General features: G+C 50.3%; 14 protein-coding genes. 3 read left to right on the top strand and 11 right to left on the bottom strand.

All coding sequences use genetic code 11. The features are described 5' to 3' along the window. Nucleotides 1–67: 67 nt before the first annotated feature. Both ABWW03_RS06950 and ABWW03_RS06945 read left to right on the top strand, forming a co-directional pair. The gene (locus ABWW03_RS06950) at nucleotides 68–316 is read left to right on the top strand and encodes a YciI family protein (RefSeq protein WP_353407280.1); all 249 of its coding nucleotides are present in this window, start codon (nucleotides 68–70) and stop codon (nucleotides 314–316) included. Nucleotides 317–320: 4 nt separating this feature from the next. Next, nucleotides 321–920 carry a DNA-3-methyladenine glycosylase I gene (locus tag ABWW03_RS06945; protein WP_353407278.1) on the top strand — a complete coding sequence of 200 codons (600 nt, stop codon included), beginning with the start codon at nucleotides 321–323 and terminating at the stop codon, nucleotides 918–920. A 39-nt stretch (nucleotides 921–959) separates the two neighbouring features. On the opposite strand, the gene ABWW03_RS06940 is transcribed toward ABWW03_RS06945, so the two are convergent. The 4 genes from ABWW03_RS06940 to nhaA form a co-directional block, all read right to left on the bottom strand. Continuing rightward, nucleotides 960–1,238 carry a hypothetical protein gene (locus ABWW03_RS06940; protein WP_353407277.1) on the bottom strand — a complete coding sequence of 93 codons (279 nt, stop codon included), beginning with the start codon at nucleotides 1,236–1,238 and terminating at the stop codon, nucleotides 960–962. 54 nt (nucleotides 1,239–1,292) lie between these two features. After that, a complete protein-coding gene (locus tag ABWW03_RS06935) occupies nucleotides 1,293–2,522 on the bottom strand; it encodes a threonine/serine ThrE exporter family protein (RefSeq protein ID WP_353407275.1) in 1,230 nt (409 codons plus the stop codon). 208 nt (nucleotides 2,523–2,730) lie between these two features. Beyond that, nucleotides 2,731–3,324 carry an HD domain-containing protein gene (locus ABWW03_RS06930; RefSeq protein WP_353407274.1) on the bottom strand — a complete coding sequence of 198 codons (594 nt, stop codon included), beginning with the start codon at nucleotides 3,322–3,324 and terminating at the stop codon, nucleotides 2,731–2,733. 57 nt (nucleotides 3,325–3,381) lie between these two features. After that, nucleotides 3,382–4,611, bottom strand: a complete 1,230-nt coding sequence (gene nhaA, locus ABWW03_RS06925) for a Na+/H+ antiporter NhaA (protein WP_353407273.1) — start codon at nucleotides 4,609–4,611, stop codon at nucleotides 3,382–3,384. Between the two features lie 260 nt (nucleotides 4,612–4,871). Between nhaA and ABWW03_RS06920 the strand changes: the two genes are divergently transcribed. After that, a complete protein-coding gene (locus tag ABWW03_RS06920; RefSeq protein WP_353407272.1) occupies nucleotides 4,872–5,771 on the top strand; it encodes an alpha/beta fold hydrolase in 900 nt (299 codons plus the stop codon). 25 nt (nucleotides 5,772–5,796) lie between these two features. Here the strand turns inward: ABWW03_RS06920 and ABWW03_RS06915 are convergent, their stop codons facing one another. The 7 genes from ABWW03_RS06915 to ABWW03_RS06885 form a co-directional block, all read right to left on the bottom strand. Further along, nucleotides 5,797–6,411 (bottom strand): LysE family translocator, encoded by a 615-nt coding sequence (locus ABWW03_RS06915; protein ID WP_353407271.1) that lies wholly within the window; start codon nucleotides 6,409–6,411, stop codon nucleotides 5,797–5,799. Between the two features lie 42 nt (nucleotides 6,412–6,453). Beyond that, nucleotides 6,454–7,281, bottom strand: a complete 828-nt coding sequence (locus tag ABWW03_RS06910; protein ID WP_353407270.1) for an ABC transporter ATP-binding protein — start codon at nucleotides 7,279–7,281, stop codon at nucleotides 6,454–6,456. A gap of 216 nt (nucleotides 7,282–7,497) precedes the next feature. Beyond that, nucleotides 7,498–8,565: a type 1 glutamine amidotransferase domain-containing protein gene (locus tag ABWW03_RS06905; RefSeq protein WP_353407268.1), complete on the bottom strand. Its 1,068-nt coding sequence runs from the start codon at nucleotides 8,563–8,565 to the stop codon at nucleotides 7,498–7,500. A gap of 55 nt (nucleotides 8,566–8,620) precedes the next feature. Continuing rightward, nucleotides 8,621–9,853: a sensor histidine kinase gene (locus ABWW03_RS06900; protein WP_353407582.1), complete on the bottom strand. Its 1,233-nt coding sequence runs from the start codon at nucleotides 9,851–9,853 to the stop codon at nucleotides 8,621–8,623. Beyond that, nucleotides 9,846–10,529, bottom strand: a complete 684-nt coding sequence (locus tag ABWW03_RS06895) for a response regulator transcription factor (RefSeq protein WP_353407267.1) — start codon at nucleotides 10,527–10,529, stop codon at nucleotides 9,846–9,848. The genes ABWW03_RS06900 and ABWW03_RS06895 overlap by 8 nt, the downstream gene beginning before the upstream one ends. A gap of 105 nt (nucleotides 10,530–10,634) precedes the next feature. Further along, the gene (locus ABWW03_RS06890) at nucleotides 10,635–11,711 is read right to left on the bottom strand and encodes an AraC family transcriptional regulator (RefSeq protein ID WP_353407266.1); all 1,077 of its coding nucleotides are present in this window, start codon (nucleotides 11,709–11,711) and stop codon (nucleotides 10,635–10,637) included. 101 nt (nucleotides 11,712–11,812) lie between these two features. Then, nucleotides 11,813–13,573: an amidohydrolase gene (locus tag ABWW03_RS06885; RefSeq protein WP_353407264.1), complete on the bottom strand. Its 1,761-nt coding sequence runs from the start codon at nucleotides 13,571–13,573 to the stop codon at nucleotides 11,813–11,815. Nucleotides 13,574–13,621 lie beyond the last annotated feature (48 nt).

The raw sequence follows: 13,621 nt of genomic DNA, 5'->3' as shown, positions 1-13,621 counted from the left end.
ATGTGAGGCAACAATGTTTATCGTTTTTCTCAGATTTTCCAAGAACAAAGAAAAAGCAAAAGATTTCATGAACGAGCATAAAGCCTGGATTAAGGCCGGCATGGATGAAGCGGTTTTTATGATGGTTGGCAGCCTGCAGCCTAACCTGGGTGGCTGCATCCTCGCCCACAATGTAGACAGAAAATCACTGGAAACGCGTTTGAATAAGGACCCTTTCGTGATTGAAGATATCGTTTACACCGACATTCACGAAGTCACGCCAGCCAAAGCCAACAAAGAACTTCACTTTCTAATGGAAGGTAACTCAGGGAATTAAGAGAATGAGCAATCGAGCAGCAGATCACCAACAGCGATGCCAGTGGTGTTTGTCCAGTGATGAATACATGCGATATCACGATACCGAATGGGGGTATCCGGTCAGCGATGATCAACGCCTATTCGAGAAAATTTGCCTTGAAGGTTTTCAATCCGGTCTGAGCTGGCGAACCATTCTCAGCAAACGTGAAAACTTCCGAAAAGCGTTTAAGAACTTCGACTTCGACAAGGTCGCTCGGTTTACCGACCGCCACATCGACAAATTGCTCGAAGATGAAGGCATTGTGCGTCATCGGGGGAAAATCGAAGCGACCATCAACAACGCAAAGAGAGCCAAAGAAATGGTAAAGGAAGAAGGCTCACTCGCCGCCTTCTTTTGGCGTTTCGAACCGGATGACTCGACGCATTCCCCACAAACTGTTTCCACCAGCCCGGAATCAATAGCCATTTCAAAAGAGCTGAAAAAACGTGGCTGGAAATTTGTGGGTCCCACTACCGCCTATGCCTTCATGCAAGCGATGGGGCTGGTGAACGATCACGCGGAGGATTGCGCTTTTCGTGTGAAAGCCACTAAAGCGCGCAAAGCGTTTAAGAAACCCGTGTAAATCACACAAGGCTGGGGGCACGCCCCCAAGCTCTATGCGCTAGTCGATTTTCTCAATGGTCGTGGTGGCAATCGGCGATTGCACCAGACGCTTTTTACCGTCCACATTGGCGTAAAAGACATAATAGCCTTTTTCAGGCACCGAGGTGACCTTACCATTAGTGACGGTGTACACCTTGCTATGTCCAGCGATGTACACTTTGAAGTCACCCCCCAACATAGTATCCATGGTGCGATTTGCATTATTGATCTTGTCACAGCCGGTTAAACTCAGCGCAGTAATACTGATCACACTGATGGTTTTTAGGAATGTTGTCATGACGAAGTCCTGATGATTTATTGGCGTGCTCAATACTAGCCTCTCACCGTTAACTTAAAGTGAACGCTTTGGGTTCACCACAATGTTGGAAAAAATTAAGCCCGCGACCAATGACATTAAAATCAGAAATGCCTGGGTGCCGATTTGATCGGCGGGCACAATTTGCTGACCACTGACCGCAGTATTGATGCCAATATAAATTTTACTGCCCGGGACCAGAATCACCATGCCCTGCAGGGTGACAATAATCGCTGGAGATTTCAGCCAGCGAGCGTAGGAGTTGGCGTAGATTCCAACCGCCAATGCGCCGAAAAATGTGCCCAGAGCCAAGCCGAAGACCTGAGCGGCCATCACACTCACTCCGTAGGCAATCACCCCAGAGAGAATGCCCCAGAAACCATCGCGGAGCCGAGCTTTAAACATAATCACCAGACTCGCCGACAACGCGAGAACCGCGATCCAGGAAGTCCATTGCGGTATCGGCGTGGTGGGCTGATAGTCGACCTTGCCCCAACACACATACCCCAGAGCCATGCCCAGCACAGCGCCAAAATACAGTTTGAACATCAGCATGAGCGCATCCATGACGCGAGCGGTACCAGACGTCAGCTCCCGTGCGGACAGCTCCGCAAGGCCAACCGTGAGGGCCAGGCCAGGGATAAACGCAATGATACTCGCCAACACCACCAATGAAGTGTTCAAGTGAAAATCGTATTGCGAAACCCCTACGGCAATAAACGCCGCCATCATCGCCGACAAGGGCTCCAGTGCATCGGCCAGACGTTTTGAAAACTGGGAGGCAAAGATCAAGCCGTAAACCAGCAAACTAATGACAAAGGCAACAATCACATCGTCCCAGCTGGTTCCCATCAGCATCGCAAACGCGCCTCCGGAAACGCCAAAGGCGATCAGGTTCAACCAGTGCGGGTATGGTGGGGGGCGGCTGGTAATATCTTCCAACCTGGCCAGGGCATCGGCCAGGTCACGTTCACCGTTAACCAACTCTTCAACCAGCTCATCGGCACGGGCAAGAGAGCCCAGATCCAACTCGCCGGGTTTGACCCGGACCGTGTAATGATATTCCTGATTGCCTCGCTCACCTATGGGCCAGAGGACAACCGTCAATGCAGTAGGCGCCACCAAAAAAGAGCCTTCCAATCCCATAGCCTCGGCGACGTTGTTCAGATGGGATTCCAGACGGTAGGCCGGCGTGCCGAATTTATGCAGGGCTTTAGCCAAGCGAACTAAAAACTTACGTTTATGTTTAAACGAAGCGGATGTCATAAGCTAACTCGAATGTTATCTCTTGAATCGCACACCGCGTTTTCAAGAATCTTTGGGATTTCGATCGTGATCGCGAGTGCGGGAAACGCACTCGTCCTGGGCGATTACCAGTATAGGTAAGTACGGCGATTGTAGCGAGTTTCCGGCCGGGGTCAATCCTGCTGCCGTGCGCCTGACCACCGTAGCAGAAACCAGTGTCGGTCGAAGATCAGCCTTCCTGCAGCCACCCCTTCTCAAGCGCAAGATCGATCTGCTCCAAGGCGTATTCCCACAGCTTCGGAGCACTGTGTTCAAGATAACGATTGCGGGCCACCACTTTGCTGCGGCTGACCTGATGGCGACGCCAACTGCCTCCTTCATTGTTCATATTCTGAATCAAAGGCAATAGGCAATCCATGGCCTTGGCAAAGCAAGCATCGGCGGATTCAGCGTCTTCGTATTCCTGCCACAGTGCGCGGTAGTCAGCCGCTTGTGAACTGGGGAGCAAACCAAACAAACGATCCGCCGCGTCACTCTCCTTATCGGCCTTGGCGGCAATATCCGCCGCGCTGGCAAACGCAAAGGTATCTCCAGCATCAATCTCAACAATGTCGTGCAACAACAACATCAGACAGGCCCGATGTATGTCTACGGGCTCATCCGTTAACGGGGCAAACACATGGGCCATTAGGGCGATATGCCAACTGTGTTCGGCACTGTTTTCAAAACGGTCGTTATCATCTTTTATAGTCGTTTGGCGATAGACGGACTTCAGACGATCCATTTCTACGATAAACGCCAACTGTTGCTGTAAATCCTGCATAAATCAAAACCTGTTATTTTTTCAAGCTAAGTGTAGCTTATTTAGCCTACAGATTTCTTACGATTGATCTGAAGCCGAATTCTCTTCGCTGAACTCTTCAACTGCCGGGAGGTTTTTACGCAGAATGACAAAGCCCAGAACACCGGACAACAGCGAGCCCAGAATGATTCCCAGGCGCTCATCGAAGAGTAAGTTTACACCGGTTTCCTCGAACGCCAGCGACCCTACAAATAAACTCATAGTAAAACCAACACCACATAAACAGGCCGTACCATACAGCGACCACAGGTTCATCCCTTTAGGTAGTTTGGCCAATCCCGTTTTAATTGCCACAAAACACAAGCCAAAAATGCCCAACTGTTTACCCACAAACAAACCTAAAGCAATCCCTAACGGTACCGGGTGCAAGAGCTGTTCAAACCCGATTTCAGCCAATGGCAAACCGGCATTGGCGAAGGCAAACACGGGCAAAATGAAGAAGGCCACAGAGGTGTGCAAATCGTGCTCTAAGGTTTTTAGCGGTGAAGTACCATCACTGGCGTACATGGGAATAAAAAAGGCCAATAGCACCCCAGCCAACGTGGCGTGCACGCCGGATTTTAACAGCGCCACCCACATCACCAACCCAATAAAGAGGTAAATACTCTTTGATTCCACCCCGGCCCGGTTCACGATATATAACAGAGCCAGGCACACCGCCGCAATCAGCAACGCGCTCATGGATATTTTCGCCGTATAGAAGAATGCGATAATCAATATCGCGCCGATGTCATCAATGATGGCCAGAGAGCTTAAGAAGATCTTCAGACTCAGCGGCACCCTCGGGCCAAGTAATGCGAGAATGCCCAAAGCAAACGCGATGTCGGTCGCAGCGGGGATCGCCCAACCTTTCAGGGCGATGATATCTTGCCAATTGATGCTCGCATAAATGGCAGCAGGCACCAGCATGCCACCAAGCGCACCAATGGCTGGCAGCAGGATATCGGCCGGCCGCGACAACTGCCCTTCCAGCAGTTCGCGTTTGAGTTCAAGTCCCACCATAAAAAAGAACACGGCCATCAAGCCATCGTTAATCCATAGCAACAATGGTTTTGCCAGACCATAATCACCCAGCTGAATGCTGAAAGGCAGCTCCAGGAAGCCTTGATAATGGGTGTTCCAAGGTGAGTTGGCCATGATCATCGCCAACACCGAGGCCCCCATCAAAATCAGGCCTGCCAGTGCCTCCATTGAAATAAAGGATTCCTCATCCTTCAGGCTGTTCTCTTTTACAAGCTTGTTGTCCATCGTCTTCCATTGGTCTGTTCAAACGGCTCAATAGCATGCCTGAAAACGCGCCCTACGCTTATTAAAACCGGGCAAATTTTTGTAAATTTTGCGTTCGGTTTGTGTGGTGTTTAGCGCCAACTTCGATCCAACCCCTTCATAGGCTTTTACCAAGACAACAATGTTACCGGACGATGGACGGGAATGACCAAAATTCTGCCAACTCAGCCATATGGCACTTTGGCCAGACTTGTTAGCATAAATGAAAAGGAGGTGACATCATGCCCCAAGCTAGGCCAATCGACACGCAAGCCCATACCCCGAACAGATTTCGAATCGCTGATCGCGAGCACTCTTACCTCAGTAAAGGCGAAGGCCCCACGGTCATTCTGTTGCACGGTTTCCCCGACAACGCAGATACCTGGCTGGCGCAAATCGATCACCTCGCCAATGCGGGCTATCGTTGTATCGCACCTACCCTGCGAGGTTATGAAACCCGCTCTCTGGCAGACAGCTATTTTGTGATGGACAGCGTAGAGGATATTCGAGCAATTCAAGAGCAACTGAATCTGGACCAGTTTCACCTTATCGGTCACGACTGGGGAGCGATCATTGCTTATGCCTTTGCGTCACGCTACCCAGATGCCTTAAAAAGTTTGAACTGCCTGGCCATTCCTCATCTTTCTATTTTCAATATGGGCTTAAAGGAAGTTCCCCAACAACGAAAAAACAGTGCCTACATTGCTTTCTTTCAGATTCCCTATCTTTCCGAATGGTGGTGCCGTAGTAATCAGTTTGCGTTCATTGAAGGGTTGTGGCGGCGCTGGTCACCTGCCTGGACGTTTACTGACGATGATATTCGAAGTGTAAAGCAGCAGCTATCCCAGGAGGGTGTCATGAAAGCCACTCTCGGTTTCTATCGTCATCTCTATCGCAAAGGGCGCGAAGCCAGTCAGGCCGCCAGCGTGGCTAAGGTAAGCGTGCCCTGCCAAGTGTTGGCGGGTGAAAATGACGGCTGCATGGACATCCGCATGTTTGAAATACTCCAGAGAGAGCAGCCTTTTCAGAGTGCCTATCAGCTGCACATTATCGATGGTGCGGGTCACTTCATGCAGCGCGAGCAACCGAAAAAAGTCAACCGTCTATTGCAAGAATGGCTGGACAGGCACGAAAGCGTTTAGGACTTGATACCGTTGTTTAAGAGACTTAGAAGAACCACATCCAGAGTGCAACCGCGATCATCAAACTGCCGGAAATACGATTTAAGTATTGGGCGCCGTTATCCCGCTCGAGCAAGTAACGCAAACTCCGCCCGCCACTTGCATAGATGGTCATAGACACAAACTCACACAGTGCAATAATGCCTAACATCGTAAACAGCTGCCAGGCAATGTCTTGTTCAAAATTAAGGAATGGCGGCAAGATAGAAATATTAAACGCCCAGGCTTTGGGGTTAGAACAGGCTGTCACCAAGCCTTGCATAAACAAGCTACCCGGGCTTACCGACTGCTCTTCGCCTTGTTGAAAGGCCAACTTGCCACGGGACAACCAACACTGGATGCCCACATACAAGAGGTAGGCACCGCCCACAATTTTGATGGCCGTGAACGCCAATGGCCAACGCAGCAGCAGTTGAGCCACGCCCAACACGGCTAATGCCGCCACAGAGACAACACCTAACAGTTCGCCAGCCATCATCCACATGGTACGACGCACACCAATCGCCATGCCAAGGGTAAGCGCAAGGGTCATGCACATACCCGGGCTCACAGAGACCAGGAAAAACGTTGGTACAAAAACTGCGATTACCGCCCATTCCATAACATCAACTCGCTTACGCTCTTGCTTTGCTCGCCGCCAGCATCAGGCTCGACGCAGTTGGTAATAACCATTGTGCTCACTCAAAGTGAGTGGCACAGAATACAGTTTGCTCAACATCACATCATTAAGCACTTCGCTCTTCGGGCCATCGGCCATGATTTGTCCATCGCGCAGCAGAATCACTCGTTCAATTTCCGGGATAATCTCTTCCACATGGTGAGTACACAGTAATATGCCCCGGCCCTCCGCACAGAGAGCGGATAACTGATCCAGTAAGGCAAATGCGGCACGAACATCCAATCCTGCTGTGGGTTCATCCAATAACAGGGTTTTTGGTTGATGAATCATAGCTCGCGCCAGTAATACACGCCGCTGTTGCCCCGTCGACAGATGATGAAACTTTCGTGTCGCCAGATGGGCCAGACCAAGCTGCCCCAAGCTTTGCTGCGCCATTTGGTAGTGTTTATCTTCGAGGGGATAGTGTTGGTACAACAAGCCAATGGCGCCCACAAAACCAGAAACAACAACTTCAAGAGCACTACTGATGACATTGTAGGACGCTTGCAGATCATGGGAGACAAAGCCAATCTCCTGCCGCAACTCATCGACTTTTACCGTCTCGCTACCGTTAATTTTGACAAAGCTGCCCGCTTGAACAACGGGGTATATTTCCCGGTTCAGCAATTTCAACAACGTGGACTTGCCCGCACCGTTCGGACCGAGAATAGCGATCTTTTCACCCTGCTGAATACGGAGATTCAAACCGGAGAACACCGGCTGGTTCCCCTGAAAGGCCGTGACTTTGTTGATTTCCAGCAGTGTACTCATGCGTATATGACCGTCAGGGTGAATGGAAAATGCAGGCGGCATGGTAACGAATTTCTGTCACTGAATAAACATAACACAACGACGTGAACCCAAGAGTTGGGCATGTCTTGCGGAACAGTTCAGCAGTCATTGGTGCGAATAAAAAAGCCAAGCCTGTTTAACTTGGCTTTTTTACGATCTAGAGAAGCAGAAAGGCCACTGGTCCTGGAGCGAGGTATACCCAGCCCTTCGCCGACCCAGCGACACAGACTTTGCGATCTAAGATTGGGAGGACTTAATCTCATGTGCGATGCGCAGCAGATCAATCCCCTTAAATACCTCAAGCTTCATAAACGCCAGAATGCCATGCATAAGAATCAATACTTGCTCATAAGCTTCCGTTTGGGAGTTCAGCTCCTTGAGCGCCGCATCATAGCCTTGCTGCTCATAAACTTTCAGCAAATCCACAGAGTGCTCTTCTGCGGTTCTCACTCGTGGTACGGGTTGATATCCTAACGCCTCGACCGTGACCTCAGCGACAGACCAAACCGACCAGGGGTTTTGTCCGGAGACAATTTGGCCGTCACGCACGACCTGTTCCAGGTAATCGATACCCGCAATGAACTTCGCGCCTTGTTCGATCAGTTTGTTTTCTAACAAAAATGGAAAAATGGTTTCGGCATCGGGAATCAGCAACAACTCTTCAGAGTTAGTGAAACTGCTCACCTGTTTGTCAGCCAAGAGCCAGTCGCCATTATCCAACTGCACGTTCAACAACGCTGCGGGGCCATGGCATACGGCAGCAATCACTCGCCCACTTTGGTAAAGCGCTTTTACAAGATCCTTGATCGCTCCATGTTCCGGAAAATCAAACATGGTGCCCTTGCCCCCAACAAAATACACGGCTTCATAATCCAAGGCTTCGACGGAATCAATCCTGACGGTATTCTTGAGCTTCTTCTGAATCGTTGTGTCATTGAGAAAAGCATAGTCGAATGCACCCATATCGTCTGCATCAATCACGGCAGGTGGCTCACCGCCCAGGGGGCTGGCAATATCGACGTCAAAGCCATTAGCGGTAAATACCCAATAAGCTCGGGCCAACTCGGCGAATTCATAACCAGTGGATTTTCCAGAACGACCCATGGTGTCCACACTGGTCACCACCGCCAGAATTTTTCCCCGATGTGCAGGGCGCTCCTGATTCAGGTAAGGAATATCCGCCACCTGGCTGTGTTTCATCGATTGATAATAAGACTTGTCAGGCAACAAGCTGAAAAACCACTTCCCAGCCGCAAAAACCGTTGCGGCCAAAATAGCGAGAACAATAAGAACTTTCTTAATCATGTGTAGGCTCCAGTCGTGATTGTGATGGAGCCAGAATACGAGTCGAGAGGTGAAATCAGAGTGAAATATTGACCGTAAATTGCCCATCTTCCTGGGCAATTCGATAGTCCAGGGCCAAAGCATCTAGAATGCGGGAAACCAAATACAGGCCCTGACCGATTCCCGGGCTCTCCCCACCCTTCACTCCAGCCTGAAGAATATCGGCCTCTAGCGGTTGATTGGAGAGATTGTGAAACACAAGCTGTTGGCCATCACTGTCGATATTCAGCCTGACATTGCTAGCGTGATATAAGGCATTGTTCACGAGGTTGGAAAACAATAGGCTCAACAAGCTGGGATTACCGCGAATCTTTAGGGCTTCGGGAAGTTCAATGCGTACCTCCAGCTCGCGACCCGCCGCCAGACTGCAATCCATCACAGCCTGCTCCAGAATAGGCGCCACATAACAATCTTCCAAAGTGAGATTCTCGCGCCGGGCCAACGCCAACAAGACATCAATCGTATGCTGCATCTGCTGATCAATATGGCGAAGCTGATCCAGGTCCGTCTCATTCAATAGCCGATTTTCAGCCAGTGTAATCGTATTGCTTAACACCGTCAGTGGAGTGCGCAATTCGTGGCTGACATCACGACTGAAGTCTTTCTCTCTGCGCAGAGCATCATCTGCATCGCGGAAGGCTTGATCCAAAGTATCGGAAAGGTAACCCAATTCATGGTCCAAGACCGGCAGATCATCTTTGTTACGCACGGCCTCAGCTAATTGCAAAACCGGCTTGCTGGTAAAAGAAGCCATTTTGTACGCGAGATACAAGGCCAATAACAGGGTAATGAACAGCCCCAGTAAAAACAGATTCAGTAGCGCAGGGTATTTGCTTACAACCAGCAACCGAGACACCTCCGCCAGCAAAAACGCCTGCTGGCCATCACCCAGATGCAAAATTTGAAAGTGATAATGCTCACCACGTTCAGTGAAAATTTCTCTGTCGCTAATCGATCCGATGCCCGACTGACGCTTGCTCTTCCTGTCCGCTACGGCGGTTCGGGCGAACTCAGGGAGCGACTCAATGTCAGGATAGATTTCTGCGTAGGCCAATCTTGGCCTGAGTAACACACCACTGTCGTCGTAACGTGCTTCAATGTACTCGGCTTCGATATTAAGCAGACGTTCCAAAATCTCGTCTTCTACCACAAACGCCGCCATCAATGCCAATACGAAATACAGTAAGCCCAAACCAACGGTGTAACTAATAAACAGCAATAGAGTTTGTTGACGAATGCTCTTAATCATCTTCACTGGGTAACTCCAGTTTATAACCGAGGTTCATAACCGTTTTGAGCATCGCCTGAGGATACGGCTTATCCAAGGCTTGGCGAAGAGAATAAATATGAGACTTCAAGGCATCACTGTCGGGAGGCGAATCGCTCCAGATTTTGTGACTAATGAGAGAGCGGCTAACAGCTTGGGGGTAGCTCTCAACAAGCAAGGTCAAAATCTGGAAACCGATGCTGGTCAGCGCCAGTGCTTGCCCGGCCCTGCTGGCTTGCTTTTGAGACAGGTCCAGGTGCAAATCCCCCAGGTTTAAACTCTGGCTGCGATGCAGCTGAGTGCGACGGGCCAAAGCACGACAACGCAACATCAGCTCGCGAAGATCAAATGGCTTACTCAGGTAATCGTCCGCGCCCTGACCAAAGCCAGCGGCTTTATCCGCATAGCTGTCTCTGGCGGTTAACATCAGAATCGGAGGCGTAACATCGGCTTCTTTCTTAATGCGTTCGCACACTGCCAGCCCGTCCATGTCAGGCAAATTCAAATCAAGAAGAATGACATCAAAAATGTCATTGAGCGCCAGATCGATCCCCTGTTGGCCACGCTCAGCATAATCCAACTCGCAACCCTGAGCACCAAGGAACTCAATCACCTGACTGGCAATAGCCACATTGTCTTCAATCAACAGTATCTTCAAGGACTTCCCGCCGTAGGTGGTTTGGGTTCGTGGTCCAGTGTAAGCCCACAAGGTGAAATACAGGTGAAATGTCAGTGACAGTCAGCCCTACACATACAGCAGAACCTAACTCTCTTCCTCTCGAAACGACTGGGGACTCACGCCGGTCCAGGAGCGAAACGCTCGACTGAACGCACTGAGTTCAGAATACCCCAATTCAAAGGCAATTTCCGACAAAGTCAAATTGGTGTGATTGAGGTAAAAACGAGCCTGGCTTTCACGGGCTTGTTTTTTCACTTCCGCAAAGCTGTAGCCTTGTTCGGCTAAGCGTCGGCGCAGAGTGCGGCTCGAAATGTTTAAGGCTGTGGCGACTTCATCCAGCGACGGGGGGCCCTCTTTGCTCAGGCGAACGATTTCTCGACTGAGCGCCTCCAAAAATGTGGCGCCACCATTATGGCTGAAGGAATAAGCCCGCATCATCTGGCCCATAATTTCAAACATGCCACTGTTAGAGGTGTAAAATTTTTCCTTGAGGTAATCCGATTCAAACACGATACGATTGCAGCTTTTCCCCATTTTGACCGGGCAGGAAAACATCGCTTGCAACGGTGCAATGTCCTTATCAGAAGCGTGCTCAAACCAGACTTCCTTGCAAGGCATAGGCTTACGAGTAGCCATGCTCAAGGCTTGCGCGAGAAATACCAGCAGGTATTCGTTGATATGATCGGTTTTGACATGCTTGGGATTCAGCAAATTCACAGAGAAAACCGCTTCCCCGGTGCGAACTTTAAAATCGATATTAATGGCTGAATCAAAATGTTTATCATAGCGCTCCAGGGCCAAGATGCCCTGCTCTACCGAAGGCGCCGACAGCATTAACAGGATGATCATCCCAGCGGATTCATAGTGGTAACGTTTACCAATATTCAGCCCCAGGAAATCGTCGTCAGCAAGCTCGGCAACGCGGTTAAAGAGTTCGGTAATCTGACTCAATGGCAGCTGGGAGGAATCATCAATATCTTCAATAACATGCGCCACTTCGTCCAGAACTTCCAACGGCAATTGCTTATCCAGCAAATAATCACGCAGGTAAACAATGAAGTGTGACGATAAGGTAGGTTCCATATCGATGGATTCCGCACCATTGGCAGTACTCGCTTGCGCGAGCGCGTTGCTGGGTGGCGGTGAATTATGTACAGCCATAATTCTTGCTCTTATTGTTATTAATAAGAGCAAGATTCTATGGTGCGAACCCAGCCGCCACAAGTCAATTTTACATGGGGGTATTCACACTGATCGAACACCTAAGGCTGTGGATAGACCAACTTGCCGTGATACCAGGTTTTCAACACACGGGTTTCACTGATCTTATCCGGGTGTATCGCGGTCAAGTCCTGGGAGAGCAAAATCATATCGGCGAACTTCCCCACTTGCAGGGAACCGGTATCCGCCTCCATTCCCAGAGCCCTTGCGCCATCTATAGTAAAGATTTTCAGGGCCTGCTGTAGACTGATGGCCTGCTCAGCCCACAAACTGCCAGGGTATTGCCCATTCGGATCTTTACGCGTAATCATCGCTTCCAGTCCGGTCCAGGGATTAATACTCGGCACGGCGGCGGGCCAGTCTGAGCCCGCCAATAGCGGCGCCCCGCTGTTGATCAGATCGCGAATGGGCCAGTAGTGCTCACCTCGAGGTTTACCTACTGCGCCAACCACTGAATCGATAATTGGAGACGGACTCCACAGATAGGGACATAAATCCGCCACAGCATTCAGCTGTTTGAATCGGGGCAAATCCGCATCGTCGATATAACCCGCGTGGGCCAGCTCATGACGCAGGCCTGAATCACCATTGGCTTTACGCGCAGCGGCGATCGCATCCAAAGCCACTCTTACCGAGCGATCTCCCGCCGTGTGAATTTTTACCGTGAACCCGGCTTTGTCCAGAGCGATCAAATCTTCTTTTAAAGCATCAGGATCTACATGCAGGCTGCCAGAAGTATGCTTGCCGTGCACAGGTGTATACGGGTGCAGCATCGCCGCAGTTCGCGCCGCGGTTGGTACGCCATCGGTAAATATTTTTGCGAAGTCTACATTGAGTACCGAGCTCTGGCGCTGGCCTTGTTGGCGTTGTTTTAATGCGCTTCGATTTTTCAAAATCGGCGCAATATCCAAGGCCTTTTCGCGGTGGCCATAAGGAGTCATCAGGGCAACCGCCATATTCAATGAGAGCTCTCCTCGTTGTGCGAGAGTGATATAACCTTCGGCGGCCGGGTTGGTCATCGCTGTGCCTTTAATGCCCGTGATCCCAAAACTGTTGGCCATTTGGCTAACGTACTGTGCTGCCTGTATATATTGTTTATCGCTCCAGGGAAGGCTTTGCTGCAAAAAGCCAAACGCTTCGATCAGTACCCCGGTAGCCCTGCCCTGCTTATCGCGCAGAACATCCATGCCAGGCACCTTCTGGTTTTCGACATTCAGCAGTTCCAGCGCTTTACTGTTTAACCAGGCATTGTGATAAGCATCGTCGACCAACGCGATGGCCTTCTCGGTACTGACTTCATCCAGAAATGCTCTCGGCGAAGCCATTGGGTGGTTGATAAAAAAATCACTGCTCCATTGTCCACCACGAACCCAGAGCTCGTCCGGATGTTCAGCAATACATTGACGCAGTTGTTGCTGAATGTCTTTTGGTTCAGCGGTGAATGGAAAATTACATTCAAACAGATCTTTAACAGCGCCCACGGTGGGATGCACATGCGCGTCGTTTAAGCCGGGCATCAGCATGGCGCCTTTGGCGTCCACACGTTCCGTACCGGCTCCCAGAAAAGGCGCCATCGTTTTTGTATCGCCAAGGGCGAGAATACGCCCATCCTTAATCGCCAATGCCTTTGCGCTTGGCTGTTCGGCATTCATCGTGACGATACGAGCATTTTCAATGATCAGATCGGCATGATTTTTTTCAGACCGGGTGTTCACAGCCTGATTGTTCGCTTCGGCAGGGTTGGCGCCCAGCGTTGTGAGGGCCGAGATCAACAATAGCATCGGCACAGATTTGCTTAACATACGTACTCCTAAAAAAAAGCCCGCAAAGCGGGCCAGCCCCGGTAGTGA

Origin of the sequence: Pseudoteredinibacter isoporae, assembly GCF_040372805.1 — a bacterium.
GTDB classification, from domain to species: Bacteria; Pseudomonadota; Gammaproteobacteria; order Pseudomonadales; family Cellvibrionaceae; genus Pseudoteredinibacter; species Pseudoteredinibacter isoporae_A.
The sequence above is the reverse complement of the archived record's forward strand: the minus strand, read 5'-3'. Positions and strand labels throughout refer to the sequence as shown.